Origin of the sequence: Comamonas resistens, assembly GCF_030064165.1 — a bacterium.
Lineage (GTDB): Bacteria > Pseudomonadota > Gammaproteobacteria > Burkholderiales > Burkholderiaceae_C > Comamonas > Comamonas resistens.
The window spans coordinates 3,276,316-3,301,713 of the sequence record NZ_CP125947.1 but is presented as its reverse complement, the minus strand read 5'-3'; the positions used below and the strand labels follow the sequence as shown (position 1 = coordinate 3,301,713).

General features: G+C 59.6%; 23 protein-coding genes and 4 tRNA genes. 10 read left to right on the top strand and 17 right to left on the bottom strand.

The window, feature by feature from the left end; genetic code table 11:
- Positions 1-10: 10 nt before the first annotated feature.
- Together QMY55_RS15405 and QMY55_RS15400 are read right to left on the bottom strand one after the other, a co-directional pair.
- Complete coding sequence (locus QMY55_RS15405) at positions 11-466, bottom strand: DUF3619 family protein (protein WP_283485059.1); 456 nt, start codon at positions 464-466, stop codon at positions 11-13.
- Positions 463-1,029, bottom strand: a complete 567-nt coding sequence (locus tag QMY55_RS15400) for an RNA polymerase sigma factor (RefSeq protein ID WP_283485058.1) — start codon at positions 1,027-1,029, stop codon at positions 463-465. The genes QMY55_RS15405 and QMY55_RS15400 overlap by 4 nt, the downstream gene beginning before the upstream one ends.
- A gap of 262 nt (positions 1,030-1,291) precedes the next feature.
- Between QMY55_RS15400 and QMY55_RS15395 the strand changes: the two genes are divergently transcribed.
- The 7 genes from QMY55_RS15395 to pbpG all read left to right on the top strand — a co-directional run bounded on the left by QMY55_RS15395 (position 1,292) and on the right by pbpG (position 10,805).
- Positions 1,292-3,079, top strand: coding sequence for an acetolactate synthase 3 catalytic subunit (locus QMY55_RS15395; RefSeq protein ID WP_283485057.1), 1,788 nt, complete (start codon positions 1,292-1,294; stop codon positions 3,077-3,079).
- Between the two features lie 160 nt (positions 3,080-3,239).
- On the top strand, positions 3,240-3,731 hold the full coding sequence (ilvN, locus tag QMY55_RS15390; RefSeq protein ID WP_283485056.1) for an acetolactate synthase small subunit: 492 nt from the start codon (positions 3,240-3,242) through the stop codon (positions 3,729-3,731).
- 74 nt (positions 3,732-3,805) lie between these two features.
- The gene (ilvC, locus tag QMY55_RS15385) at positions 3,806-4,822 is read left to right on the top strand and encodes a ketol-acid reductoisomerase (protein ID WP_283485055.1); all 1,017 of its coding nucleotides are present in this window, start codon (positions 3,806-3,808) and stop codon (positions 4,820-4,822) included.
- A 196-nt stretch (positions 4,823-5,018) separates the two neighbouring features.
- Positions 5,019-5,888 carry a CDP-diacylglycerol--serine O-phosphatidyltransferase gene (gene pssA / locus QMY55_RS15380; RefSeq protein ID WP_283485054.1) on the top strand — a complete coding sequence of 290 codons (870 nt, stop codon included), beginning with the start codon at positions 5,019-5,021 and terminating at the stop codon, positions 5,886-5,888.
- A gap of 237 nt (positions 5,889-6,125) precedes the next feature.
- The gene (gene leuA / locus QMY55_RS15375; protein ID WP_283485053.1) at positions 6,126-7,796 is read left to right on the top strand and encodes a 2-isopropylmalate synthase; all 1,671 of its coding nucleotides are present in this window, start codon (positions 6,126-6,128) and stop codon (positions 7,794-7,796) included.
- Between the two features lie 107 nt (positions 7,797-7,903).
- Complete coding sequence (locus tag QMY55_RS15370; RefSeq protein WP_283485052.1) at positions 7,904-9,442, top strand: 2-isopropylmalate synthase; 1,539 nt, start codon at positions 7,904-7,906, stop codon at positions 9,440-9,442.
- A 112-nt stretch (positions 9,443-9,554) separates the two neighbouring features.
- Positions 9,555-10,805: a D-alanyl-D-alanine endopeptidase gene (gene pbpG / locus QMY55_RS15365; protein WP_283485051.1), complete on the top strand. Its 1,251-nt coding sequence runs from the start codon at positions 9,555-9,557 to the stop codon at positions 10,803-10,805.
- 99 nt (positions 10,806-10,904) lie between these two features.
- Here the strand turns inward: pbpG and QMY55_RS15360 are convergent, their stop codons facing one another.
- The 3 genes from QMY55_RS15360 to aat form a co-directional block, all read right to left on the bottom strand.
- Positions 10,905-11,735, bottom strand: a complete 831-nt coding sequence (locus QMY55_RS15360) for an IclR family transcriptional regulator (protein WP_283485050.1) — start codon at positions 11,733-11,735, stop codon at positions 10,905-10,907.
- Positions 11,736-11,850: 115 nt separating this feature from the next.
- Complete coding sequence (locus QMY55_RS15355) at positions 11,851-12,606, bottom strand: arginyltransferase (protein WP_283485049.1); 756 nt, start codon at positions 12,604-12,606, stop codon at positions 11,851-11,853.
- Positions 12,607-12,608: 2 nt separating this feature from the next.
- Positions 12,609-13,397, bottom strand: a complete 789-nt coding sequence (gene aat / locus QMY55_RS15350) for a leucyl/phenylalanyl-tRNA--protein transferase (protein WP_283485048.1) — start codon at positions 13,395-13,397, stop codon at positions 12,609-12,611.
- Positions 13,398-13,702: 305 nt separating this feature from the next.
- On the opposite strand from aat, the gene QMY55_RS15345 reads away from it, so the two are divergent.
- Positions 13,703-13,939, top strand: a complete 237-nt coding sequence (locus QMY55_RS15345) for a hypothetical protein (RefSeq protein WP_283485047.1) — start codon at positions 13,703-13,705, stop codon at positions 13,937-13,939.
- 50 nt (positions 13,940-13,989) lie between these two features.
- Here QMY55_RS15345 and QMY55_RS15340 read toward each other — a convergent pair.
- The 4 genes from QMY55_RS15340 to QMY55_RS15325 all read right to left on the bottom strand — a co-directional run bounded on the left by QMY55_RS15340 (position 13,990) and on the right by QMY55_RS15325 (position 14,437).
- Positions 13,990-14,065: transfer RNA gene (locus QMY55_RS15340), tRNA-Asn, on the bottom strand.
- Positions 14,066-14,113: 48 nt separating this feature from the next.
- Positions 14,114-14,189 (bottom strand) — tRNA-Asn (locus QMY55_RS15335).
- Positions 14,190-14,237: 48 nt separating this feature from the next.
- A tRNA-Asn gene (locus tag QMY55_RS15330) sits at positions 14,238-14,313 on the bottom strand.
- Positions 14,314-14,361: 48 nt separating this feature from the next.
- Positions 14,362-14,437 (bottom strand) — tRNA-Asn (locus QMY55_RS15325).
- A gap of 229 nt (positions 14,438-14,666) precedes the next feature.
- On the opposite strand from QMY55_RS15325, the gene def reads away from it, so the two are divergent.
- Both def and QMY55_RS15315 read left to right on the top strand, forming a co-directional pair.
- Positions 14,667-15,206 carry a peptide deformylase gene (gene def, locus QMY55_RS15320; RefSeq protein ID WP_283485046.1) on the top strand — a complete coding sequence of 180 codons (540 nt, stop codon included), beginning with the start codon at positions 14,667-14,669 and terminating at the stop codon, positions 15,204-15,206.
- A 594-nt stretch (positions 15,207-15,800) separates the two neighbouring features.
- Positions 15,801-17,291, top strand: a complete 1,491-nt coding sequence (locus QMY55_RS15315; RefSeq protein ID WP_283485045.1) for a nucleobase:cation symporter-2 family protein — start codon at positions 15,801-15,803, stop codon at positions 17,289-17,291.
- Between the two features lie 151 nt (positions 17,292-17,442).
- On the opposite strand, the gene QMY55_RS15310 is transcribed toward QMY55_RS15315, so the two are convergent.
- The 8 genes from QMY55_RS15310 to QMY55_RS15275 all read right to left on the bottom strand — a co-directional run bounded on the left by QMY55_RS15310 (position 17,443) and on the right by QMY55_RS15275 (position 25,291).
- On the bottom strand, positions 17,443-18,525 hold the full coding sequence (locus QMY55_RS15310) for an NAD(P)/FAD-dependent oxidoreductase (RefSeq protein WP_283485044.1): 1,083 nt from the start codon (positions 18,523-18,525) through the stop codon (positions 17,443-17,445).
- A gap of 36 nt (positions 18,526-18,561) precedes the next feature.
- The gene (gene fdxA, locus QMY55_RS15305) at positions 18,562-18,891 is read right to left on the bottom strand and encodes a ferredoxin FdxA (protein ID WP_283485043.1); all 330 of its coding nucleotides are present in this window, start codon (positions 18,889-18,891) and stop codon (positions 18,562-18,564) included.
- 147 nt (positions 18,892-19,038) lie between these two features.
- The gene (locus QMY55_RS15300; protein WP_283485042.1) at positions 19,039-20,412 is read right to left on the bottom strand and encodes a sulfate adenylyltransferase subunit 1; all 1,374 of its coding nucleotides are present in this window, start codon (positions 20,410-20,412) and stop codon (positions 19,039-19,041) included.
- Between the two features lie 129 nt (positions 20,413-20,541).
- Entirely contained in the window at positions 20,542-21,474 is a 933-nt protein-coding gene (gene cysD, locus QMY55_RS15295; RefSeq protein WP_283485041.1) for a sulfate adenylyltransferase subunit CysD, read from the bottom strand.
- Positions 21,475-21,612: 138 nt separating this feature from the next.
- Positions 21,613-22,263 (bottom strand): phosphoadenosine phosphosulfate reductase domain-containing protein, encoded by a 651-nt coding sequence (locus QMY55_RS15290; protein WP_283485040.1) that lies wholly within the window; start codon positions 22,261-22,263, stop codon positions 21,613-21,615.
- Positions 22,260-22,667, bottom strand: a complete 408-nt coding sequence (locus tag QMY55_RS15285) for a DUF934 domain-containing protein (protein WP_283485039.1) — start codon at positions 22,665-22,667, stop codon at positions 22,260-22,262. Before QMY55_RS15285 ends, QMY55_RS15290 begins: the two co-directional genes overlap by 4 nt.
- Positions 22,668-22,692: 25 nt before the next feature.
- Positions 22,693-24,480 (bottom strand): nitrite/sulfite reductase, encoded by a 1,788-nt coding sequence (locus tag QMY55_RS15280; RefSeq protein ID WP_283485038.1) that lies wholly within the window; start codon positions 24,478-24,480, stop codon positions 22,693-22,695.
- A 7-nt stretch (positions 24,481-24,487) separates the two neighbouring features.
- A complete protein-coding gene (locus QMY55_RS15275) occupies positions 24,488-25,291 on the bottom strand; it encodes a sulfite exporter TauE/SafE family protein (RefSeq protein ID WP_283485037.1) in 804 nt (267 codons plus the stop codon).
- Positions 25,292-25,398 lie beyond the last annotated feature (107 nt).

Here is a 25,398-nt window from a genome sequence, read left to right as displayed (position 1 = left end):
GTCGGGTGTATCAATGCTCTGAGCTGGTGGCAGAGGTCTTGAGGTATTGGATGAAGCCAGGGTCGGCGTAGGCGGCGGGCGGCAGGTCGTCGGTCAGCAAGGCGGTATCGACTTCGGTCACCTCGTTCAGCAGACTCTGGTCAGATGGAGCGTTATAAACCACCAGGCCGGCAATCAGTGCGAAAACCGGTATGGCAGAAATCAGCGTGCGCCACCAGCCGTTGCCTTCGCTTTCAGGCGTGCCCAGCGTCATGGTGTGACCATGAGCGGAGGCCGCAGTGCTGGCCTGGGTATGCAGAACGGAGATTTCACGGCGACGCTCGGAGATGGCGCGCTCTCGCGAAGCACGCAGTCGCTCGGTCACTTCGTAAGGGAGCAAGGCTTCGCCCTCACTGAGACGCGCAGTGATATGACGGGCGATACGATCGGCAGCCTGTTCTTGCCGGAGAGTGGGCGCAGATTTCATAACTCGATTCCTTTGGCCTTGAGTGCCTTGCTCAATGTTTGTATGGCGCGGAAACAATGTGTTTTAACACTACCCTCTGAGCAGCCCATGGCGGCAGCGGTCTCGGCGACATCCATCTCCTCCCAATAACGCATGAGGAAAGCCTCCCGTTGACGCGCCGGTAACTCTTGTATTTCTTTTTCTATGCTTTGCAGAACCTGCTTGCGCTCGGTCAGGCTCTCTGCATTGAGGGACTCGGAGTCGTCACGATTGGTGGCGTAGGTGTCGAGCCAGTTGAAATCTCCATCTTCGTCGGAAGACTCAAGATCGCTGAAATGGGTGAAGACCGCTTTTTGTGTCTTCTGACGGCGAAACCAATCCAGGGTGCAGTTGGAGAGAATGCGTTGAAACAGCATGGGCAGCTCCTGCATCGGCTTGTCGCCATAGTGCTGAGCCAGCTTGAGCATGCTGTCCTGAACGATATCCAGGGCCGCATCTTCATCACGGACATGGAAGAAGCTGCGCTTGAATGCGCGCTTTTCAACGTCCTTGAAGAATGCAGTCAGTTCTTGTTCTGTGGCCAAGAGAAGAAAACCCTGGAGAAGCCGGTTACCGGTCGGCGAAAAATGAGCGATTATGGCATCGCTTGATGTTTTTTAGCGTACTGCAGTTGAAGGTCTTGTTGCAGTGCGATAATGTTTCCAACTTAAAGAAGCAAACGGATCACGGTCCGGCGTATACACGAACGCCCATGGCTTGTGGTCTTAAGTCCTAAACCGGCCTCACAAGGGCTTCAGGCTAAGGGCACCGAAGGTTTTTCGTTAGAGAAATTCACAAAGGTTGATCATGGAAATCTCCAAAGCCGAGCTGGCCTCCGCAGCCGCCGCATCCTCCCCCAAGGGCGCCCAGGAATTGATGGGCTCCGAAATCCTCATCAAGTCTCTGCAAGCCGAAGGTGTCAAGCATCTGTGGGGCTACCCAGGCGGGGCTGTTCTCTATATCTACGACGCGCTTTACAAGCAAGACAGCATTCAGCATGTGCTGGTGCGCCATGAGCAGGCTGCCGTGCACGCCGCCGACGGTTTTGCGCGTGCCACTGGTGAAGTGGGCGTCGCCCTCGTGACTTCCGGCCCCGGCCTGACGAATGCGGTTACCGGTATCGCGACTGCTTACACCGACTCCATCCCCATGGTGGTGGTGGCCGGTCAGACGTCGACCAATTACATCGGTACCGATGCGTTCCAGGAGTGCGACACCGTCGGTATCACTCGTCCCATCGTCAAGCACAACTTCCTGGTCAAGGATGTGCGCGACCTGGCCGAGACCATGAAAAAGGCTTTCCACATTGCCCGTACCGGCCGTCCCGGCCCCGTGGTGGTGGATATCCCCAAGGACGTCTCCTTCAAGAAGGCGCTGTACACCGGCTATCCCGAAAAAGTGGAAATGCGCTCGTACAACCCGGTCAAGAAGGGCCATGCGGGCCAGATCCGCAAGGCGCTGCAGTTGCTGCTGACGGCCAAGCGCCCCTATATCTACACCGGCGGTGGCGTATTGCTGGGCAATGCCTGCAACGAGCTGCGTACCCTGGTCGACATGCTGGGCTACCCCGTGACGCACACGCTGATGGGCCTGGGCGCCTATCCGGCCAGCGACAAGAAGTTCCTGGGCATGCTGGGCATGCACGGCACGATCGAAGCCAACAATGCCATGCAGAACTGTGACGTGCTGCTGGCGGTGGGTGCGCGCTTTGACGACCGTGTGATCGGCAACCCCAAGCACTTCATGTCGGTGGAGCGCAAGATCATCCACATCGACATTGATCCTTCCTCCATCTCCAAGCGTGTGAAGGTGGATGTGCCCATCGTGGGCGATGTCAAGGATGTGCTGACCGAGCTGATCGCCATGCTGCGCGAAGCGACTCAGCGCCCTGACGAGGCGGCCCTGGGGCAGTGGTGGAATACCATCGAAGGCTGGCGCAGCCGCGACTGCCTGAGCTACGACAAGGCCAATACCGAGGTGATCAAGCCCCAGTTCGTGGTCGACACGCTGTGGAACATGACCAAGGATGCCGACACCTACATCACCTCCGATGTGGGGCAGCACCAGATGTGGGCCGCGCAGTACTACCGCTTTGACGAGCCGCGCCGCTGGATCAATTCCGGCGGCCTGGGCACCATGGGTGTGGGCCTGCCCTATGCCATGGGCATCAAGCTGGCCAAGCCAGACTCTGAAGTCTTCTGTATCACGGGTGAAGGCTCGATCCAGATGAACATTCAGGAGCTGGCGACCTGCAAGCAGTACAACACGCCTGTGGTGATCTGCGCGCTGAACAACCGTTTCCTGGGCATGGTGCGCCAGTGGCAGGAAATTGAGTACTCGGGCCGCTACTCCAGCAGCTATATGGACTCGCTGCCTGACTTTGTGAAGCTGGCCGAGGCTTATGGGCATCGTGGCCTGCTGGTCGAAAACCCCGCCGATGTGGAAGGGGCTCTGCGCGAGGCCCGCCGTATCGTGCGCGAGGAAAGCAAGACCGTGTTCCTGGACTTCCGCACCGATCCTACGGAGAACGTGTTCCCGATGGTGCAGGCAGGCCGCGGCATCACGGAAATGCTGTTGGGTGCTGACGATTTGTGATGACTGATATGTCGATTTGTGAATGAAATCGACATGAAGTCAAAGTAAAGTAAGCGCTAGCAGCTATATTCTTTATAGCGATATTTTTGACGAATCTATTGCCCGCCAAGCTTGGCACTTACCGGTGTCAGGGGAGGGCGGCGAAAAGAGGAATCTCCCAATGAAACACATTATTGCCGTGCTGCTCGAGAACGAGCCAGGAGCACTGTCGCGCGTCGTGGGCCTGTTTTCTGCCCGCGGCTACAACATCGAATCCCTGACTGTGGCGCCGACGGAAGACCCGTCGCTGTCGCGCATGACCATTCTGACCACGGGTTCGGACGATGTCATCGAGCAGATCACCAAGCATCTGAACCGCCTGATTGAAGTGGTGAAGGTGGTGGACCTGACCGAAGGCTCGTATACCGAACGTGAGTTGATGATGGTCAAGGTGCGTGCCGTGGGCAAGGAGCGCGAGGAAATGAAGCGCATGGCCGACATCTTCCGTGGGCGCATCATCGACGTCACCGAAAAGAGCTACACCGTCGAGCTGACGGGCGACCAGTCCAAGAACGACGCCTTCCTGCAAGCGCTGGACCGTACTGCCATTCTGGAGACAGTGCGTACAGGTGCCTCGGGTATTGGCCGTGGCGAACGCATTCTGCGTGTCTAATCGCTGTCTTTGCGGCGTTTTTGAATCTGAACAAACCTTTTTAACCCCCTCAAGATAAGAGACCTGGAGCCAACATGAAAGTTTTCTACGACAAGGACTGTGACCTGAGCCTGATCAAGGGCAAGACTGTTGCCATCATCGGCTACGGCAGCCAAGGCCATGCCCACGCTCAGAACCTGAGCGACTCCGGTGTGAAGGTCGTGGTGGGTCTGCGCAAGGGCGGCGCTTCCTGGGACAAGGTCGGCAAGGCCGGCCTGACCGTGATGGAAGTCAACGACGCGGTGAAGGCTGCCGACGTGGTCATGATCCTGCTGCCCGACGAGAACATCCCCGAGGTGTATAAGAACAACGTCGAGCCCAATATCAAGTCCGGCGCGACCCTGGCTTTCGCCCACGGCTTCAACGTGCACTACAACCAGGTCGTGCCCCGCGCCGATCTGGATGTGATCATGGTTGCCCCCAAGGGCCCTGGCCACACCGTGCGTTCCGAATACCTGAAGGGCGGCGGCGTTCCTTCCCTGATCGCCATCTACCAGGACAAGTCCGGCAAGGCCCGTGACGTGGCCCTGTCCTATGCTTCCGCCAACGGCGGCGGCAAGGGCGGCATCATCGAAACCAACTTCAAGGAAGAAACCGAAACCGACCTGTTCGGCGAGCAAGCCGTTCTGTGCGGCGGTGCGGTGGAACTGGTGAAGATGGGCTTCGAAACCCTGACCGAAGCTGGCTACGCTCCCGAAATGGCTTACTTCGAGTGCCTGCACGAGCTGAAGCTGATTGTTGACCTGATGTATGAAGGCGGCATTGCCAACATGAACTACTCCATCTCGAACAATGCCGAGTATGGTGAGTACGTGACCGGCCCCGAAGTCATCAATGAGGAATCCCGCAAGGCCATGCGCAACGCCCTCAAGCGCATCCAGAGCGGTGAATACGCCAAGATGTTCATCAGCGAAGGCCGTCTGAACTATCCTTCGATGACTGCTCGCCGTCGCCAGAATGCCGAACACGCCATCGAACAGGTGGGCGGCCAGCTGCGCTCCATGATGCCCTGGATCTCCAAGAACAAGCTGGTCGACCAGACTCGCAACTGATGGCAGATCTCATCGGGCTCAGGCTCGATGAAACCTGTCAGCAAGAGGCCACCCCAGGGTGGCCTTTTTCATTCCAAGTACAGCATGGCTGGCGGGTACACTGGCTCCAGTAGGCATTGCCAATGCGGTATTGCTTAAAATACTATGGTTTTAATAGCTGCATGCGATTGACATGCAAGCACTGGAGGTCTGTTTAATGCAGAACAGCAATGAGTCTGGCGAGATTGGTGGCGCTTCGCGCAAGCTGCGCAAAGGTATTTATGTGCTGCCCAATCTATTTACCTTGGCTGCACTGTTTGGTGGCTTTTACGCCATCGTGATGGCCATGAACAACAAGTTCGAGCTGGCGGCCGTGGGCGTGTTCTGCGCCATGGTGCTCGACAGTCTGGACGGCCGTGTGGCGCGCATGACGCACACGCAAAGCGCGTTTGGCGAGCAGATGGACTCGCTGTCAGACATGGTGTCTTTTGGTGCGGCTCCGGCTTTGATTGCCTATGAATGGGCACTGCGTCCCCTGGGACGATGGGGCTGGATTGCGGCCTTCGTTTATTGCGCCTGTGCTGCGTTGCGTCTGGCACGTTTCAATGTCAACACGGGTGTGGTAGACAAGCGCTACTTCCAAGGCATGCCTTCGCCTGCCGCGGCGGCGCTTGTGGCAGGGTTCATCTGGTTGACCAGCGCACTCATGGTCTCGCACCGCGATGTGCCCATCTTTGGCGATGTGATTTCCTGGTTCGGGGGCTATCCCACGGATAGGGCCGATCTGTCGTGGATCATGTTCGCCATCACTTTGTTTGCCGGCCTGACCATGGTTACCAACATTCCCTACTACAGCTTCAAGGACATTGGTGGAGCCAAGAGCATGCCTTTTGTCTCGCTGGTCGTAGTGGCCCTGCTGATGGCAGTGGTCAGTGTGGAGCCTGCAACCATGCTGTTCCTGGTGTTTGTGGGCTACTCCATTTCGGGCTATGTGATCTATGTGTGGCGCCGGGCCAAGGGTGAGCAGGTGAGCATCGTGGCAACCAGCAAGGATGAGCCCGATGAGCGTGGGCTGCATGATGATTGACGCTGCGGCGCAAAAATCTTGCTCTTGTCAACTTTTCTTGTGTTAAAGTGATCCGTATGCAAAACCTGTCGCTAGCTCTACTACTAATGTCCAACGGGCAGAGGAAGTAGCGCGCGCGTACAAACGTACAGACACACACCTACTCGACGGCCCGTAGCTACAGCGACGGGCCGTTTTTGCGTTTGGGCGTCGCTGATTGGGTTTTCACTTTTTCCAATTCCATTCAAGAGACTGACCATGTTGCAGAACCCCTCCACCAAATACCGTGCTTTCGCTCCCGTGCGCTTGACCCATCGCACTTGGCCTGACGCGGTGATTACCAAGCCCCCGGTCTGGTGCAGTGTGGACCTGCGCGACGGTAATCAGGCCTTGATCGAGCCCATGGATATCGAGCGCAAGATGCGCATGTTCGAGCAGCTGGTGAAGATCGGCTTCAAGGAAATCGAAGTGGGCTTCCCTTCGGCATCGCAAGTGGAGTTTGACTTTCTGCGCAAGCTCATCGATGAAAACCGCATTCCCGATGATGTGACGATCCAGGTGCTGACCCAGGCGCGTGAGCATCTGATTCGCCGCACTTTCGAGGCACTGGAGGGGGTGCCCCGTGCCATCGTTCACCTCTACAACGCCACCGCGCCCGTGATGCGCCGCGTGGTGCTGAATATGAGCGAGGATGAGATTGTGGAGTTGGCCACCATCAATGCCCAGATGTTCAAGGACATAGCAGCTCAGTATCCGCAGACCCAATGGACCTTCCAGTATTCGCCCGAGATGTATTCGGATACCGAGCTGGAGTTCTCCAAGCGTGTGATCGATGCCGTGACTGCCGTGTGGCAGCCCACGCCCGAGAACAAGTGCATCATCAACTTGCCCACCACGGTGGAGCATTCCACGCCCAATATCTTTGCCGACATGGTGGAGTGGACGCACCGCAATATCGAGCGCCGTGACAGCGTGGTGATCTCGGTGCATCCCCACAATGACCGCGGTACTGGTACCGCAGCCGCCGAGTTGTCGCTGATGGCTGGTGCCGATCGCCTCGAAGGTTGTTTGTTTGGCAATGGCGAGCGCACCGGCAATCTCGATGTGGTCAACGTTGCCCTCAATATGTATATCCAGGGTGTGAATCCCGGCCTGGATTTCTCCAATATCGACGATATCCGAGCAACGGTTGAGCATTGCAACCAGTTGCCCGTGCATCCGCGTCACCCTTACGTGGGTGATCTGGTCTACACCTCCTTCTCCGGCTCCCACCAGGATGCCATCAAGAAGGCCTTCGCCGCTCACAAGGATGGCGATATCTGGGATATGCCTTATTTGCCTATCGATCCAAAGGATCTGGGTCGTAGCTATGAGGCTGTGATTCGCGTCAACAGCCAGTCGGGCAAAGGCGGTATTGCCTATCTGCTCGAGAGCGAGTTCGGTCTGCAGCTGCCCCGTCGCTTGCAGATCGAATTCAGCCAGGTTGTGCAGCGAGAGATGGACGCCAGCGGCAAGGAATTGTCGGCTGCCGACCTGTGGGACTTGTTCCAGCGTGAATACGCTGTGAACACGGTCAAGGCGCCCCAGTACCGCTTGCAGGAGGCGGATGGGGTCGTCAACATGACCGCTGAAATTGAAGTGGGAGGCGAGAAATATTTTTTGGAAGGCGAAGGTACGGGCCCCATTGATGCCTTTGTGCAGTCGCTCTCGGCAGCCGTGAGTCGCAATGTGCGTGTGCTCAATTACGCCGAGCATGCGATTGGCGAAGGTGCGAATGCCAAGGCGATTGCCTACGTGGAGCTGCGCGTCGATGACGAGCAGGTCTGCTACGGCGTTGGGGTGGATGCCAATATCGTGTCTGCCTCGCTTCGCGCCATCATCTCGGGAGTGCAACGTGCTCCGGCAACTGTAGAAGCGGTTGCTGCCTGAAGCTAGTGTCCAAAGCCGGAGCCGCCAAAAGCGTTCCGGCTTTTTTATCGGTAATCCCTGTACTAAAACGGCGTATAAGCTGCGCCATAACTTAAGTGAGACCCACCATGTCCGACCAACTCATTATTTTTGACACCACTTTGCGCGACGGCGAGCAATCGCCCGGAGCTTCCATGACGCGTGACGAGAAGCTGCGTATTGCGCGCCAGCTGGAACGCCTGAAGGTGGATGTGATCGAGGCGGGTTTTGCGGCAGCGTCGAATGGTGACTTCGAATCCATTCAGGGGATTGCCCGTGCCATCAAGGACTCTACGGTGTGCTCGCTCTCGCGCGCCAATGACCGGGATATCGCGCGCGCCGCAGAGGCTTTGAAGGATGCCAATCGTGCGCGTATTCACACCTTCATTGCTACCAGCCCGCTGCACATGGAGAAAAAGCTGCGCATGACACCCGAGCAGGTGCTGGAGCAGGCCAAGCAGGCGGTGCGCTTTGGCCGCAATCTGATCGAGGACATCGAGTTCAGCGCCGAAGACGGCTACCGCAGCGAACCCGATTTCCTGGCGCGCGTGATCGAAGCCGTCATCAAGGAAGGTGCCACCACCATCAACGTGCCTGACACCGTGGGCTATGCGATTCCCGAGCTGTATGGTGAATTCATTCGCAATCTGCGCGAGCGCGTGCCCAACAGCGACAAGGCTGTCTGGTCCGTGCATTGCCACAACGACCTGGGCATGGCTGTTGCCAATTCACTCGCTGGTGTGAAGATTGGCGGCGCGCGCCAGATCGAGTGCACGATCAACGGTCTGGGTGAGCGTGCAGGCAATTGCTCGCTGGAAGAAGTGGTCATGGCCATCAAGACCCGCAAGGATTATTTTGGCCTGGATGTGAATATCGACACCCAGCACATCGTTGCCGCCAGCCGCATGGTCAGCCAGACCACGGGTTTTGTGGTGCAGCCCAACAAGGCGGTGGTGGGTGCCAATGCCTTTGCCCATGCTTCCGGCATTCACCAGGATGGCGTGCTCAAGGCGCGTGACACCTACGAAATCATGCGCGCAGAGGATGTGGGCTGGAGCGCCAACAAGATCGTGCTGGGCAAACTCAGCGGCCGCAATGCCTTCAAGCAGCGCTTGCAGGAGCTGGGCGTGGAATTGGACAGCGAGGCTGCCATCAACCAGGCCTTCACCCGCTTCAAAGAACTGGCCGACCGCAAGAGCGAGATTTTCGACGAGGACATCCTGGCGCTGGTGAATGTGGAGGGTGCACAGCACCATGAGAATCAGTTCCAGTTCATTTCGCTGGCGCAGCAAAGCGAGACCGGGGAGCGCCCGCAGGCCACCGTGGTGTTCAGCAACGAAGGGCGTGAGATCAAGGCGAGCTCTGAAGGCAATGGCCCGGTGGATGCTTCGTTCAAGGCGATTGAATCCGAAGTCCGCAGCGGCGCCGAGATGGTGCTGTACTCCGTCAATGCGATCAGCGGATCCACCGAGAGCCAGGGCGAGGTCACTGTGCGCCTGCAGCGCAGTGGTCGCGTGGTCAATGGCGTGGGGGCGGACCCCGATATTGTGGTGGCTTCTGCCAAGGCATATCTGAGCGCTCTTAACAAATTGCACAGCAATATGGAAATTGTGGCTGCACAAGGTTGAGTACAGGATTTATAATTTCACTCAGATTATCGAAAAAGTTGTGCAAGTGCTTGTCACTTCACAACTTTTTTGATTGAATTAAATCATTACATCTTGTTGTCTGGGGTATCGCATGCAGCTGCTCACTCCCTTCCGCCTTGCCAAGCTTCCTCAACTGATGTCTGTGGCGCTTCTCAGTTGTGTACTGGCCGCTCCAGCAGCGCATGCTGCAGGGGGTAAAAAAGAAGTCAAAAAGCCGGTTGCGGCGGCTTCTGCCAAGAAGGCTGCGGCCAAGGAGCCAGTAGCCAAGGGCAAGGTGGCAGCGGATGCCAAGTCGGCCAAGGCTGGGCGGGTTGCCAAGGCCGAAAAGGCTGAGAAGCCCGGCAGGGGCAAGGCCGAAAAGGTCAGTGTGGCGGCGGCCGGCAAGCACGGAAGCAAGACGGCTATCGCCAAGGCTGAGCGAGCAGAGCGCTCCTCGGGTAAAAAACATCTGGTGCGTGCAGGAGCGGCTGGTGGTGCCGCGCTGGCGGCTGCAGCGATTGCGGCCCCTGTCGAGCCTGCTCGCCTGTCCTACGGGCAGATGGCTGGCTTGCATTCGGTGAGCGATCCTCTGGATCTGCAGTCCAGCGTGGCGTATGTGATCGATCAAGATACGCATGAAGTGCTGTTGAGCAAGAACGATCAGGCAGTGTTGCCCATTGCATCGCTGACCAAGCTGATGACGGGTCTGCTGATCGCGCAAGCACGCTTGCCTATGGATGAGATGATCACCATCACCCAGGATGATGTGGATACGGAAAAGCACAGCAGCTCGCGCCTGCGCGTGGGCACGACGCTGAGCCGTTCCGAAATGATGCATCTGGCCCTGATGTCGAGTGAGAACCGTGCAGCCCACGCGCTGGGCCGTACATATCCAGGCGGTCTGGCTCAGTTCGTGCAGCAGATGAACGCCAAGGCGCGGCAGCTGGGCATGAAGGATACGCGCTATGTGGAGCCAACCGGTCTGTCCAGCAGCAATCAGTCCAGTGCCCGTGATCTGGCCTTGCTGGTCGGTGTTGCCCATGGCGAGCCTTTGATGCGTGAATATTCCACTTCACCCGGTTATGAAGTGGCCGTGGGCCGCCGTACGCTGCAGTTCAACAATACCAACCGCCTAGTCAAGAGCGACAACTGGGATATCGGTCTGCAAAAGACTGGCTATATTTCAGAAGCCGGGCGCTGCCTGGTGATGCAGGCCCAGGTCTCCGGTCGCAAGCTCATCATGGTCTTCCTGGACTCGGCCGGTAAATTCAGTCGTTTGGCCGATGCGGAGCGTGTGCGCCACTGGGTGGAAGCCATGGGGCCGACAGCCAGCACCACCATCGCCCAGCGTATTCGCGGTTGATTTCAGATTGCCGCAAAAAAGCCACCTTTGGGTGGCTTTTTTATATCAAATTGGGTTGAAATTCTTGTTGGGTAAGCGCTGTGCGCTATAGAAATACTATCAGTCCTGATGCTGGCTGCGGCTGTAGGGGGATGCTGTTGAGGCGCTTGGGCGCTGGCGGCTGTAACCCAAGGCCTCCGAGATTTCCTGGACGGTGGCTTGCAGCTTGGGCGCCCAGCTTTCATCGAGGCGATCTGCAGGCGCAGAGATGGACAGGCCTGCAATCAGCTTGTTCTGGTCGTCATGAATGCCTGCGGCCATGCAGCGCACACCCAACTCCAGTTCTTCGTTGTCACGGGCAATGCCGTATCGGCGCACTTTTTCCAGTTCATGTTCCAGCTCGCCAAGCTGGGTGATGCTGAAGTGTGTCTTGCCGGGAAGGCCGGTGCGGGTGGCGTAGGCGCGCACTTGCTGCGAATCATCGGCAGCCAGAAACAGCTTGCCATTGGAGGTCAGGTGCAAGGGGGCATGGCCGCCAATGGCGCGCACCACCTGCATGCCCGAGCGCTCGCTATAGGCTCGCTCTACATAAACGATTTCATCGCCCTGGCGCACAGACAGGCTGACGGGCTGTTGAATCAGCTTATAGAGCTGGCGCATGGGTGGAAGTGCAACCTCGCGCACGTTCAGGCGGGCCTTGACCAGATTGCCCAATTCCAGGAAGCGCATGCCCAGTCGGTAGCTGCCCGATTCGGGGCGATCCACAAAACGGCCCAGAGCCAGGTCGTTGAGGATGCGGTGGGTCGTGGAGGGGTGCAGGCCCGTGCGTTCGCTGATTTCCTTCAAAGAAACCGCTTCCTCGCGCGATGCCAGCACGTCAATCAACGTGAACATGCGTTCCAGAACCTGGACGCTAGGCTTTGCGGAGGCCGAGAGGTCGTCTTTTTTCATACGGTGGAAATACGTTGCGGGATGAGGGCATTCTAGCGGCAGCAATCGCTATGCAGCCATGTCATCTGCTCATATCTGCATACGATGGATATCGAGACGAGTTGCTGCAATATTGCTAGCGTTTGCGGCTTTGTTGGTCCACGCGTTCCCAGCGCTCGCCGCAGCGGATTTCGTGCGGCAGAAAACTGGCCTTGTAGTTCATCTTCGGGCTCTCGGCGATCCAATAGCCCAGATATACATAGGGCAGATTCATGGAGCGGGCTTGATTGATCTGCCAGAGCACGTTGTAGGTGCCGTAGCTGGCGTGGTCTTCGGGGTCGTAGAAGGTATAGACCGCAGAGAGGCCGTCTTCCAGCACGTCCAGAATCGATAGCATTTTGAGCGTACCGGGCTGCCCATCTGTCGTTGGCTCACGAAATTCGACCAGCCGGGAATTGACGCGGCTTTGCAGCAGAAACTGGGTGTATTGGTCGACGCTGTCATGATCCATGCCGCCGCCGCTGTGGCGATGTTGCTGATAGCGTAGATAAAGTTGGTAATGCTCGTCCGAGTAGTGCAGTCGCTGTGTGGATGCGATCAGGCCGGCGTGTTGGGTGGCGGCGCGGCGTTGGCTGCGATTGGGATGGAATTCGGCGGCGAGGATGCGTAAAGGAATGCAGGCGTGGCAGCCATCGCAATACGGCCTATAGGTAAACATGCCGCTGCGCCGAAACCCGAGGTTGACCAACTCCGAGTAGGCGGGGTTTTGAATGAGGTGGCTGGGGGTTGCGACCTGGGAGCGTGCCAGTCGTCCGGGCAGATAGCTGCAAGGGTAGGCTGCAGTCGCATAGAACTGCAGGGCCTGCAAGGGGAGTTCGTTCGGGTGCGTCATGTTCAGGCCGGGGCAGCTGGCAATGGAACGTGAGTCTGCTGGGTATCTGTTTGCGGCCCCAGCAACTGATCCCAGTATACGGAGGTGAACTGCCATTGCATATCGGCGCGCCTATGCTGTTGCTCGACAATCTCGGCGAATTCCGAGCGAGCTATTTCGCGCCCTCCCATGAAGGAGAGGTGAGCGGTGGCTTGCTGACAGTCGATCTGAGGCACATCCTGAGCACGGCACATGGCAACCAATGCCGACAGGGCAATCTTGGAGGCATCGCTTTGCAGTGAAAACATGGACTCGCCGAACACGGCGCGACCCAGGGCCACGCAGTACAGACCTCCGACCAGCTTGTCGTCGATCCAGGTTTCGACGCTATGCGCTGCTCCTTGGCGGTGCAGTTCACTGTATGCATCCACAATGCTTTGCACGATCCAGGTGCCGCTCTGGCCTTCCCGAGGGGTTTGGGCGCAGTGCTGCATCACCGTGGAAAAAGCGCTGTCGATGCGGATTTCGCAGCCTCGGGTGTCTCTGAATTTCTGCAATGTCTTGCGCAGACTGCGGCGCAGGCGAAACTCCTGCGGGTGAAGCACCATGCGGGGATTGGGTGACCACCACAGAACAGGCTGGCCTTCGCTGAACCAGGGAAATATCCCCTGGCTGTAGGCGCGGCGCAGGTGTGCTGCATCCAGGGTGTTGCCGGCTGCGAGCAGGCCGGGGATCGGGTCACGGTCGCTCCAGGTGGTATCGATAGGTGGAAATTCCTGTGCGGGCAGCAGCCAGGGCAGGGCGTGTGTCATGAATGAGTGGAAAGCGTGAATGCCTCTCAGTCTTGCACAGCTTTGGGCCATGGCAAGAGAGCTGTGCTGGGGTATTTCACCAATGGGTCATTGAGGTGAGTAGAACTCCTACGCGCCGAACTCTTTTCGTGGGACAAGAGCCAGGGGTAGACTGGGTTAAGTTGGGTTTGTTGACTGCGGGATGCATGCAATGGCTGTGTGCGCTGCAGGCAGAGGAGGCGGAAATGGCTTTTAAGTTTTTCAGCTTTGGTTTCTCTGAGCCCCGGTACATCCGCCGTACGAGGGCTTATTTGCAGGAGGCCCGTATGGCTGTGCTTGAGCATTCCATCGCGGCCGAGTATTACCAGTCATCGGCGCAGATGTATGCCGAGCGGGCAGCCAGGCTCGAAGAAGAGTTGCGGCTGTGGGAGGCTGGTGATCAGCACCATGTGCCGGAGGTGCCTCATCGCTATTCTGCGACGTCACACATCACGGCCGCCAAGCCTGTTGTGATGGATGCTCCTCAGGTGTCCCCTGCCGTGGGGGTGGTGCGAGCTGCGTGATGGCTGCTGAAAAAGAAAAAGCCCGCATGCATTGCATGTGGGCTTTTATTTGGCTCCTCAACCTGGGCTCGAACCAGGGACCTACGGATTAACAGTCCGGCGCTCTACCGACTGAGCTATTGAGGAAGATGTCGGTTTGACAGTGCCTTGAGCGATTGCAAGGCGTTTGAATTCTGGCTCCTCAACCTGGGCTCGAACCAGGGACCTACGGATTAACAGTCCGGCGCTCTACCGACTGAGCTATTGAGGAAGATGTCGGTTTGACAATGCCTTGAACGATTGCAAGGCGTTTGAATTTTGGCTCCTCAACCTGGGCTCGAACCAGGGACCTACGGATTAACAGTCCGGCGCTCTACCGACTGAGCTATTGAGGAAGATGTCGGTTTGACAATGCCTTGAACGATTGCAAGGCGTTTGAATTCTGGCTCCTCAACCTGGGCTCGAACCAGGGACCTACGGATTAACAGTCCGGCGCTCTACCGACTGAGCTATTGAGGAAGAAGACCTAGATTATAGGCTGTAAAACGAGCCTCAAAAGAAGCGCACCAGAATTTCATGAAAATTTGTCGGGAGTTGCGCCAAGACCTTGCTTGCGGCCTAGGTCGCTGGCCTCGCGCTATGCTTTTCAGATGTGTCTGCCCTTGAGGGGGCGGCATCTTTCTTTCATATATATAGGAGCATCAGTCCGTTGCCTGGGCAGTCTTGGGGCAGGCTGATCATTAACGCCATGACGATTCGCACAATTTTGAAGATGGGTGATCCCCGTTTGCTGCGCACAGCCAAGCCGGTGACCGAGTTCGATACGGATGTACTGCATCTGTTGCTCAAGGACTTGCTCGACACCATGCATGCGGCAAATGGCGCAGGCCTGGCTGCGCCCCAGATTGGAGAAGATCTGCAGATGGTGGTTTTTGGCTCCGGTCAAGTGAACCCTAGGTATCCCGAAGCTCCGGTGGTACCTCGTACAGTGCTCATCAATCCTGTCATCACCCCTATTGGAGATGAGGAGCAGCTGGATTGGGAAGGCTGTCTTTCCGTGCCGGGCATGCGTGGCATGGTTCCGCGCTGGAACAAGGTGCGCTACACCGGTTTCGATGTTTATGGGGATGCCATCGATCGCACAGTAGAGGGGTTTCATGCACGCGTGGTCCAGCATGAGTGTGATCATCTCTGGGGCAAGCTTTACCCCATGCGCATGCGTGATTTCGCCCAGTTTGGCTTTACAGATGTTCTGTTTCCGGGGATTGCCGCATCTGAAGAGGATTGAGACAGGCGGGACGGCAGCCTGTTCGATGGCAGTCCTTCATGCAGTTGGCCTGAGCAGTGCCGGTGACTGGCGGTGCAAATCTCTGCAATAGCCAAGATTTTTACTGTGATATAGCCCCTGGTGCCGGCTGGCGTCGGTTGGGGGCACGGACTTTTGCCCTCTCCTAGACGCCTTTGCCAAGGGAATTCGCCTGATTGACTGTCTGGAATTCAGGGAAAACCATGGGTTTTCCCTTGGGAAGGTTCTTGTCAGCACTTTGTATACAAAACTGTAGACAATTTTGGTGTGCTGAGAACGTACAGTCTCGACATCATGACCTAAAGGGTATGACTTTGATAGCGCAATGGAATGGCTTGTCGCATCGAGCTGCTTCAGGAGCTGTCAGGGGTTGAGGCCTGTAGCCAGGGCAGAGAACGTTGGTTCTCCCGCAACGCACTCAGGAGCCATAAGCAAGCCCTGGTTGGCAGGTGAAGGTGCCGCTTTGGCTGTCGTCTGTTCGGATGGCAGCGATTTCGCGAGCAAATTACAGAAGTATTGAGTTAGAGAAGAGGCCGGTCGAGCCTCGGTCAGCAGGAAGAGCATTAGGAGACAGCGATGAACGAGCAATCCGGATCATCAACAAACACAGGCGTTCAGCGCCCCGAGGACGAGAATCTCGGTTTTACGGCCAACTTGATGTATGGCCTGCAGCACGTGCTGACCATGTATGGCGGCATTGTGGCTGTGCCGCTGATTGTGGCGGAGGCTGCTGGCATGTCGGCTGCAGATGCCGGTCTGCTGGTGACTGCCTGCCTGTTCATGGGCGGTGTTGCCACTCTGCTGCAGACTTTGGGCATTCCTTTCTTCGGCTGCCGTCTGCCCCTGGTGCAAGGCGTGTCGTTTGCCGGTGTTGCCACCATGGTCAGCATCTTGCATACCGGCGGTGGCATGCAAGGCGTGCTGGGGGCTGTCATGTACGCCTCGGTACTGGGGTTGATCATTGCTCCGGTTTTCTCGCGCATCACCAAATTTTTCCCGCCACTGGTCAATGGTTGCGTGATTACAGTGATCGGCATGTCGCTGATGCCTGTGGCGGCGCACTGGGCCATGGGCGGCAATGCCAAGTCTGCCGATTACGGCAGCATGGGCAATATCGGTCTGGCTGGCCTGTCGCTGTTCATGGTGCTGCTGTTCAGCAAGCTGGGCAATGCCATGCTGTCGCGCCTGTCCATCCTGGTCGCGATTGTGGTGGGTACCTTGGCCGCAGTGTTTTTTGGCAAGGCAGATTTCTCGCAAGTGTTCAACGGCCCCATCTTTGCGGTGCCCACACCCTTGCACTTCGGCTGGCCCACCTTCGATATGGCTGCCACCATCTCCATGTTCATCGTGATCCTGGTGATCCTGGTGGAAACCTCGGCCGACGTGCTGGCGGTTGGTGAAATCGTGGACAGCCCCGTGGACGGTCGTCGTCTGGGCGATGGTCTGCGTGCCGACATGCTGTCCAGCATCGTGGCTCCCATCTTCGGCGGCTTCACACAGAGCGCCTTCGCCCAGAACGTGGGCCTGGTGGCGGTGACTGGTATCAAGAGCCGCTTTGTCGTGGCTTTCTCCGGCCTGATCCTGATCGTGTTCGGTGTGCTGCCCGTGATGGGCCGTATCGTGGCTTGTGTTCCTTCTTCCGTGTTGGGCGGTGCCGGTCTGGTGCTGTTCGGTACCGTGGCTGCCAGCGGCATTCGTACCCTGGCCAAGGTGGAGTACAACAACAATATGAACCTGATCATTGTGGCCACTTCGGTGGGCGCAGGCCTGCTGCCTGTGGTGGCTCCCAAGTTCTACGACCATTTCCCGGCATGGTTTGCCACGATTTTCCACTCCGGTATCAGTGCTACGGCTCTGGTGGCCGTGACTTTGAACCTGGTCTACAACCACTTCAAGCAAGGCAACACGGATCAGCCTTCCGTGTTCGAGGCCGGCTATGGCCGTGCCCTGAGCGAGCATGTGCTGGAGATGCTGGCCGATGGTGACCGTGTTGAAGGCGGCAAGGTCTACGACAAGGACGGCAAGGAAGTGCCGATCATTACCGCCAAGCCAGCCCACGGACATTGAAATACTGCAAGTGCGCGCGGTGGGGTTGAACCCCGTCGTGATTGATACCGCTATCCCACACAAATGGGATAGCGGTTTTTTTATGGCTGGCCGGGCCGCACCAAGGCCATGAGAGTCCCCTTGGGGGGACTCTGCCAGCAATCAGCGGGCCTCAGCTGTGGCTGACACCCAGGATGGAATGCAGGCGTGCGCTGGTCGTGGTGTACTCCAGCAAAGGCTTGTGACCTTGCAGATATTCGGCGGCGGCAAAAGCGGCCATCGTCGCTTCATGGAAGGCGCAGAGAATCAGACGCTTCTTGCCTGGGTAGCTGACGATGTCCCCGATCGCATAGATACCCTGGGCGCTGGTGGCCAGTGTGGCAGGGTCGACCAGCAACTGCTTGCGTTCCAGTGCGAGCCCCCAGTCGGTCAGAGGCCCCAGGCGAGGTGAAATGCCCTGGAAGACCAGCAGCAACTCTGTGGGAAGAGGGTGCTCGTTGCCATCGCCATCCATCCATTGAACGGATTTGAGCAGCTCGCCATTGGGCTGTACCTCGGTGATCTGGCCGATCAGCACCTCAATGGCTCCGTTGTCACGCAGCTGCTGCAGCTGTGCCAGCTGGGCGGGCTCGGCATTGAAGGCATCGCGGCGATGCATCAAATAGGTTTTTGCAGCCTTGGCACCATCTTCAGCGCTGCATTGGATGGCTGCATTCACCGCTTCTTCGTCGCCGCCGTAGATCACTACGGTGCGGCCTTGCACCATGTCCAGCTGACTGGGGTGATAAAAGAGCTGATCTGCAGCCAGAGCTTCTACGCCTGGCACCTTCAGTGCCTTGGGCACAAAAGCTCCGACACCGGCTGCGATGAAGACCGTGCGCGCATGGAACACCGTACCTGCCGTGGTGCCCACCTGCCAGCGGCCGTCGTCCAGCGGTCGCACGGTTTCTACCTGCTGCGATAGATTGCGTGGCACGGCCATGGGGGCGATCTGCGCTTCCAGCAGCTGTACCAGTTCCTGGCCTGTGCAGACGGGAATACCGGGAATGTCGTAAATGGGCTTGTGACCGTAGAGCTGGCTGCACTGGCCACCTATATGGGGCAGTGCATCGACCAGATGGGCCTGAATACCTTGCAGGCCTAGCTGGAAGGCCTGAAACAAACCCGCCGGACCGGCGCCAATGATGAGGGCATCGGTATCTACGGCGGGTTGTGAGAGAGGGGAAGCAGTGGGCGACGCGTCAGATGGGCTCATGCAGCCAAGCGTAGCGCAGTCCGCTGCCTCAGAGCATCAACGCTCGAGCAAATCCATTTTGTTCGGCTTGCCATTCCACTCGTCGGCGTCGGGCAGCGAAGCCTTGCGCTTGGTGATGCTCTTCCAGCTCTTGAGTTGGGACAGATCGACGTTGAGCTTGATGAAAGCCAGTTGATCGGCGGGCACATCTTCTTCGGCAAAGATGGCGTTGGCTGGGCACTCGGGGATGCAGACAGCGCAGTCAATGCACTCGTCGGGATCGATGACCAGGAAGTTCGGACCTTCGCGGAAGCAGTCCACGGGGCAAACATCCACGCAATCGGTGTATTTGCACTTGATGCAGTTTTCGGTGACGACGTGAGTCATGGAGATTCTTCTTCTGGATGGGGATTGGTAAACCCCATGATTTTAGGTTTTTTCCTGAAGCGCGCCAGCACCCGGCACGGATAAGGCCGCAGAGCGATCTGGTTTGTCTGCCAGATCTGCCTCTGCGGCCTTGTTCAGGAGCGATGTTTATTGCACCAGAACGGCGCCGGCAGTGGCGTGGCTGGCCGTGTCCACCAGGATCAGCGATCCCAGCTGACGCGCCTTGGTGAAGGCTGCGGCGGGAATCGCCTCCTGCAGTTGCAGCTGTACCTGGCCTATGGCATTGGCTTCCAGTTTCTGGGCCTCTTCCTTGGCCAGTGTGTTGATGTTCAGGCGGTGGGTCACGCTGCGCACCTTGGCCTTGATCCAGCGATGGCCGTGCAGTGCCCAGTACACGCGGCCGGGTACCAGAGGCTCGTCATCCATCCAGGCCACGGTCACGTTCAGCTCACGCTGGCTGGGCCAGGGGCTGATGGCTGCAGGGGCGTCAAAGTCGTCTTCGGCCACTTCGGCTTGCACGGGCGCTGCCACGATCCAGTCGCCGCGCGAGACATCTACTTCACGGTCCAGTGTGATGCCGGCCGACAGGCCGGCGGCCACTTCCTTGGGCGCGCGTGCATGGTCGATGACCTGGGCCACCGTGGCCAACTGGCCGCTGGGCAGGATCTGCACCTGAGCACCGACCTGGGCCAGGCCTGTGGCCACGCGGCCCCAGAACACGCGGCGGCCCTGGGAGGTGTCGGCCGAGGAGGAGAACTTCTCCACCCATTGCACGGGGAAGGCCAGAGGCAGTTCCACATCGCTGGGCGTATTGGGCAGTTGCTCGAGCAGTTGCAGCAGACTGGGGCCCTGGTAGCCGGCCCAGCCTTCGTGGGCGTTGACCACGTTGTAGCCCTTGAGGGCGGAGACGGGGATTGTTGCCTTGACCTGGATATCCGCAGACTCGGCAAACTGGCGCAGAGCGGCGCTGATATGGGCGAAGGCCAGAGCCGGGTCGGCGACGGCGTCCAGCTTGTTGATGGCAAACACCAGCGAATTGACGCGCAGCAGGTGCACCAGCAGGCTGTGGCGACGGGTCTGGGCCAGCAGTTCCAGCTTGGGGTTCTGCCAGTCGAGCTTGGTGGCGTCCACCAGCACCACGGCGGCATCGGCGCTCGAGGCCGCCGTGACCATGTTGCGCGTGTACTGCTCATGGCCGGGCGCGTCGCCGATGATGAACTTGCGCTGCTCGGTGGCGAAATAGCGGTAGGCCACGTCGATAGTGATGCCTTGCTCGCGCTCGGCGGAGAGGCCGTCGGTCAGCAGGGCCAGATCGGTCTCGCCCGACTTGGTCACGCCGGCCAGGTGATCCTGCAGCACGGCCTTGGTATCCACCAGCAGGCGTCCGATCAGCGTGCTCTTGCCATCGTCCACCGAGCCGCAGGTGATGAAGCGCAGCGCACTGCTGTTATGAGCGTCAAATTGGCCTGTAGCGCTTGATGTAATTGCGCTAGCAGCTACGGAATTAATAGTTTCAGTCATCGCATTCTTTCTTTGATCAGGCACAGCCCAACGGAGAGACACCGAGGAAGCGCCGCCGCGCACCGAGGGTGTCGTCCCCCTCCCGCGAAGCGAGAGAGGGGGAAGCGGCGCAGCCGCTCAGGGGGAGCCTTAGAAATACCCGTCCTTCTTGCGCTTTTCCATGGAGGCTTCGCTGGTCTTGTCGTCCATGCGGGTGGCGCCACGTTCGCTGACCTCGGCGGCCAGGGTTTCGATCACGATGTCCTCGGCGGTCGCGGCATCGCTTTCCACGGGGCAGGTGCAGGTGATGTCGCCCACGGTGCGGAAGCGCACGTCGCGCACCACGACCTGCTCGCCGTCGCGCGGCGGGGTCAGTTCGGTCACGGGCACCAGCAGACCCTTGCGCTCCACCACATCGCGCTTGTGCGTGTAGTAGATCGAAGGCAGGGCGATGTTCTCGCGGGCGATGTACTGCCACACGTCCAGCTCGGTCCAGTTGCTGATGGGGAACACGCGGAAGTGCTCGCCCGGTGCAATGCGGGTGTTGAACAGCGTCCACAGCTCGGGGCGCTGGGCCTTGGGTTGCCACTGGCCGAAGCTGTCGCGGTGGGAGAAGATGCGCTCCTTGGCGCGGGCCTTTTCCTCGTCGCGGCGGGCGCCGCCGATCAGCGCGTCGAAGCGGAATTCCTCGATGGCTTCCAGCAGGGTCACCGACTGGTGCACGTTGCGCGATTCGCCGGGGTGGGCCAGGCGCACCGTGCCGCGAGCCATGGAGTCCTCCACGTTGCGCACGATGAGCTCAGCGCCCAGTTCCTTGGCGCGCTGGTCGCGGAAGTCGGTCACTTCGGGGAAGTTGTGGCCGGTGTCGATCATCAAGAGCGGGTAGGGGATGCGGCCGGCGCCGAAGGCCTTCTCGGCGCACTTGAGCATGACCAGCGAATCCTTGCCACCCGAGAACAGCAGGGCGGGGCGCTCGAAGGCTGCGGCCACTTCGCGCAGGATGAAGATGGTTTCTTCTTCCAGTGCGTCCAGGTGGCTGTTGCTGAGGTGAGTCAGAACGGAAGTGTCAACACGGGCGTTCATTTGTTTTTCCAATGCTTTCAAAACTGGCGCGCTCCGAGCGAGGGCAGCCGCGCAAGGGCCGCCCCGCCGCGCTGGCTGCGTCCCCCTCCCGCGTAGCGAGAGAGGGGGAAGACGCGAAGCGGCTCAGGGGGTGTCATCTCAATGCGCCAAGTGCAGTCCGCACTCGCGCTGCTCTTCGCCCTTGGTCGGGTCCACATAGTCGAAGTTGTTGGGCAGGCCGTGCTTCTCGCAGTATTCGTACAGGTCCTTGGACGACCAGTGCAGCAGCGGTGCCACCTTGATCAGGCCGTCCGGGTTGATGCTCACGGGCTCCATCTGGGCGCGCACGGCGCTGTCGGTGGCGCGTAGCGCGGTGAACCAGACCTGGGGTGCGGTCTCGCGCAGGGCGCGGGCGAACGGCTCGAGCTTGACTTCCTCGGTGAAGGCCGCGTGGCGTGGATCGTCGAGCGCGGGCGTGGGACCTTCGACGGCCTCGCGGTGGGCGCGCGAGCGCAGCGGCAGGTAGATCTTGAGATTCAGCCCCAGCTGGCGGGTGACTGCGTCGGCGAACTGGTAGGTGGCCTCGGTGTTGTAGCCGTTGTCCATCCAGATGACGGGCACGTCGGGCTGTACCTGCGTGACCATGTGCAGGATCACGGCCTCGAACGGGCGGAAGTTGGTGGTGACTATGGCGCGCTGGCCCAGGCTCAGGGCCCAGTCCACCAGGGCAGCGGCGTCGCGGCCGAGCTCGGCATTCACGCGCGCCAGTTCGGCGGCATTCACGGCATGGGGAGCATGGACGGCGTTCATGCGGCCTCCTGTGCGGATTCGCGGGCAAAGAGGGGGCGGGGCTGCAGCGCATCGCCCTGATAGAAGGCACTGAAACGGGTGAACTGGCGCTCGGCGGCATCGGCGCTGAGGCCCTCGGCCAGCACGGCACTGGTGAAGCCGCTGCGGGCCATCTGCACGAGCTGGTCGATCAGCACATCGCCGGTGGCGCGAAGGTCGCCGGTGAAGCCATAGCGGCGGCGCAGCAGCACGGCCTGGCTGAAGGCTCGGCCGTCGGTGAACTTGGGGAAGGAGAGCTCGATGCGCTCCACGCCCTTCAGGGCGCCGCTGGCCGCGATCTCGGCGAGTTCGGCGTCATTGGCGATCTGCAGCGTTTTCTGGTCGTTGTCGCTGGCAGGTACAGCGTTGGCAGCAATGATTTTCATAGCGTTTTCTCTTGGGGCGGCTGCGTTATTCGGCAATGGCTTCTTCGGCCTTGGGGTGGCGGGCGCCATTGGCTGCGGCCTTGAACGGGTCGTGGCCGATGCGGCGCAGCGCGTCGATGAAGAATTCGCCCGGCTTGCGCAGCTCACGGAAGGTGGAGAGCACGGCCTCGATCACATCGGGCACTTCGGCTGCCGAGAACGAGGGACCGACCACCTTGCCCGGGATGGCCGGACCGGACTGTGTGGTGCCGTCGGCGCCGCCCAGCGTGATCTGGTACCACTCCTTGCCGTCCTTGTCGACGCCCAGGATGCCGATGTGGCCGCTGTGGTGGTGGCCGCAGCTGTTGATGCAGCCGCTCATGTGCAGGTCGATGGGGCCGAGGTCGAACAGCTCGTCCAGGTCTTGATAGCGCTCGGTCAGTGCCGCCGCGATGGGCAGGGAGCGGGCATTGGCCAGCGCGCAGTAGTCGCCGCCGGGGCAGGCGATCATGTCGGTCAGCAGACCGATATTGGGCTGGGCCAGGCCCAGCTTGCGCGCAGCTTCGTATAGTGCGGGCAGGTCGCTTTCATGCACCCAGGGCAGCAGCAGGTTCTGCTCGTGCGTCAGGCGCGCTTCGCCGGCCGAGAACTGGTCGGCCAGCTGGGCCAGGGCGTCGATGGTGTCGGCATCGGCGTCGCCGGGGGCAAAGCCCACGCGCTTGAACGACAGCGCCACGGCGCGCAGGCCCGGCAAGCGGTGGCCGCGCACGTTCTGCTGGATCCAGCGCTGGTAGAGCTGGCCGTCCGTCTTGACGCTGGAAGGCAGATTGGCGGCCTTCAGCTCGGGCACGACAAAGTTGGCGCTGATGCGGTCCAGCTCGGCCTGGGTGATGGTGTGGGGGGCGCCGTCCTGCTCCAGGATGGCCTGGTACTCGGCTTCCACCGCATCGATGAACTTCTGGCCTTCGGCCTTGACGAGGATCTTGATGCGGGCCTTGTACTTGTTGTCGCGTCGTCCGTAGATGTTGTAGACGCGAATTACGGCCTCAATGTAGTTGAGCATCTGGTGCCAGGGCAGGAACTCGCGCAGCACGGTACCGATGACCGGGGTACGGCCCATGCCGCCGCCCACCTTGACGACGAAACCGACTTCGCCCGCATCGTTGCGCACGGTCTGCAGGCCGATGTCGTACCAGCTGGTGGCGGCTCGGTCTTCGGCAGAGCCGTTGAGCGACATCTTGAACTTGCGCGGCAGGAAGGCGAATTCGGGGTGCAGCGTGCTCCATTGGCGCAGGATTTCGGCAAAAGGCCGGGCATCGACAATGCAGTCCTCGGCAATGCCTTCGTAGGCTTCGCAGTTGATATTGCGCATGGCATTGCCACTGGTCTGGATGCCGTGCATGCCCACGTCAGCCAGCAGATCCATCACGTCGGCGGCCTTGGTGATGGGAATCCAGTTGAACTGCACGTTGGTGCGCGTGGTGAAGTGGCCGTAACCGTATTTCAGCGGCGCGGCGGCCAGGGTCAGGCCGGGCTGGGCGGCCTGCAACTGGTCCTGCGTGGCCTGGGCATGGGCCAGCAGTTCGGGTTCGGGCTTGTCGTAGTCGCGGGCGATGCGCGCCAGCATGCGCAGCTGGGTGCTGTTGATCTCGCCATAAGGCACGGCGATGCGGGCCATGGGCGCATAGCGCTGGATGTACCAGCCGTTTTGCAGGCGCAGTGGCAGCAACTGCTCATCGGTCAGTTCGCCGCGCTGCCAGCGTTCGAGCTGGTCGCGGAACTGCTGGGCGCGGAGCTTGACGAATTGTTGGTCGAATTCTGTGTATTGGTACATGGTGGGGTCAGATCAAAACCAGTTTGGCGCCCGCCCAGGCGAGCAGCACGGAAAGAAGAGAGCGGATCAGGCGTTCCGGGGTACGGGTGACCAGGCGCGAGCCCAGCCAGATGCCGGGCAGCGAACCTGCCAGCAACTGCGCCAGCAGCGGCCAGTCGACCGAACCCAGCGTGGCGTGGCCCAGGCCTGCCAGCAGCGTCAGCGGCACGGCGTAGGCGATATCGGCGCCGATGATGCGTGGCAGCGGCAAGAGCGGATAGACCAGCAGCAGCACGGTGACGCCGATGGCACCGGCACCTACCGAGGTGAAGGTGACCAGCGTGCCGATCACGGCGCCCAACAGCACGGGCAGGCTCCAGTGGCGCGGGCGCAGGGCTTCGGGGCCGCTGCTGGCACGCAGGCTCTGCTCTTCGCTCTGGCGCTTCTGGGAGAACACCACCACCTTGTAGAACGTGGCGGTTGCCGTGAGCAGCAGGGCAAAGCCCAGCGTGGTCGTCATGATGTGCTGGGCCTGAGCGCTGGCCGGGCCCAGTTCCTTGAGTGCCCACAGCGCCAGCAGCGCTGCCGGGATGCTGCCCAGGCACAACTGGCCGACCACGCGCCAGGGCACCAGGCGCTGGCGCGTCAGACTGACGGTGCCGCCCATCTTGGTGAAGGCGGCAAACAGCAGGTCGGTGCCAACGGCCAGATAAGGCTTGACACCGAAGAAGAAAATGAGAATCGGCGTCATCAGCGAGCCGCCGCCCACACCCGTGAGTCCGACAATCAGGCCCACGGCAAAACCAGCAAAGATGAACGCGAAATCGTGCATGGGGCGAACTGTAAAGTGGCCCCTTATAGAAACAAACGATTATTTTGTCCTTCATATATATCGAAAAGTGCATGTGCTGGCGGAGAGCATCTGCGGCTGCGGGGCTG

What these genes read in the sequence shown, in the direction of transcription:
- QMY55_RS15360 (WP_283485050.1), bottom strand. Translation starts at nt 11,735, where the DNA reads ATGAAAAAAGACGACCTCTCGGCCTCCGCAAAGCCTAGCGTCCAGGTT.
- QMY55_RS15290 (WP_283485040.1), bottom strand. Translation starts at nt 22,263, where the DNA reads ATGAACGCCGTCCATGCTCCCCATGCCGTGAATGCCGCCGAACTGGCG.
- ilvC (WP_283485055.1), top strand. Translation starts at nt 3,806, where the DNA reads ATGAAAGTTTTCTACGACAAGGACTGTGACCTGAGCCTGATCAAGGGC.
- pbpG (WP_283485051.1), top strand. Translation starts at nt 9,555, where the DNA reads ATGCAGCTGCTCACTCCCTTCCGCCTTGCCAAGCTTCCTCAACTGATG.
- QMY55_RS15280 (WP_283485038.1), bottom strand. Translation starts at nt 24,480, where the DNA reads ATGTACCAATACACAGAATTCGACCAACAATTCGTCAAGCTCCGCGCC.
- cysD (WP_283485041.1), bottom strand. Translation starts at nt 21,474, where the DNA reads ATGAACGCCCGTGTTGACACTTCCGTTCTGACTCACCTCAGCAACAGC.
- QMY55_RS15285 (WP_283485039.1), bottom strand. Translation starts at nt 22,667, where the DNA reads ATGAAAATCATTGCTGCCAACGCTGTACCTGCCAGCGACAACGACCAG.
- QMY55_RS15355 (WP_283485049.1), bottom strand. Translation starts at nt 12,606, where the DNA reads ATGACGCACCCGAACGAACTCCCCTTGCAGGCCCTGCAGTTCTATGCG.
- pssA (WP_283485054.1), top strand. Translation starts at nt 5,019, where the DNA reads ATGCAGAACAGCAATGAGTCTGGCGAGATTGGTGGCGCTTCGCGCAAG.
- QMY55_RS15370 (WP_283485052.1), top strand. Translation starts at nt 7,904, where the DNA reads ATGTCCGACCAACTCATTATTTTTGACACCACTTTGCGCGACGGCGAG.
- QMY55_RS15405 (WP_283485059.1), bottom strand. Translation starts at nt 466, where the DNA reads ATGAAATCTGCGCCCACTCTCCGGCAAGAACAGGCTGCCGATCGTATC.
- fdxA (WP_283485043.1), bottom strand. Translation starts at nt 18,891, where the DNA reads ATGACTCACGTCGTCACCGAAAACTGCATCAAGTGCAAATACACCGAT.
- aat (WP_283485048.1), bottom strand. Translation starts at nt 13,397, where the DNA reads ATGACACACGCCCTGCCCTGGCTGCTGCCCGCACAGGAATTTCCACCT.
- def (WP_283485046.1), top strand. Translation starts at nt 14,667, where the DNA reads ATGACGATTCGCACAATTTTGAAGATGGGTGATCCCCGTTTGCTGCGC.
- QMY55_RS15310 (WP_283485044.1), bottom strand. Translation starts at nt 18,525, where the DNA reads ATGAGCCCATCTGACGCGTCGCCCACTGCTTCCCCTCTCTCACAACCC.
- QMY55_RS15315 (WP_283485045.1), top strand. Translation starts at nt 15,801, where the DNA reads ATGAACGAGCAATCCGGATCATCAACAAACACAGGCGTTCAGCGCCCC.
- QMY55_RS15345 (WP_283485047.1), top strand. Translation starts at nt 13,703, where the DNA reads ATGGCTGTGCTTGAGCATTCCATCGCGGCCGAGTATTACCAGTCATCG.
- ilvN (WP_283485056.1), top strand. Translation starts at nt 3,240, where the DNA reads ATGAAACACATTATTGCCGTGCTGCTCGAGAACGAGCCAGGAGCACTG.
- QMY55_RS15275 (WP_283485037.1), bottom strand. Translation starts at nt 25,291, where the DNA reads ATGCACGATTTCGCGTTCATCTTTGCTGGTTTTGCCGTGGGCCTGATT.
- leuA (WP_283485053.1), top strand. Translation starts at nt 6,126, where the DNA reads ATGTTGCAGAACCCCTCCACCAAATACCGTGCTTTCGCTCCCGTGCGC.
- QMY55_RS15300 (WP_283485042.1), bottom strand. Translation starts at nt 20,412, where the DNA reads ATGACTGAAACTATTAATTCCGTAGCTGCTAGCGCAATTACATCAAGC.
- QMY55_RS15395 (WP_283485057.1), top strand. Translation starts at nt 1,292, where the DNA reads ATGGAAATCTCCAAAGCCGAGCTGGCCTCCGCAGCCGCCGCATCCTCC.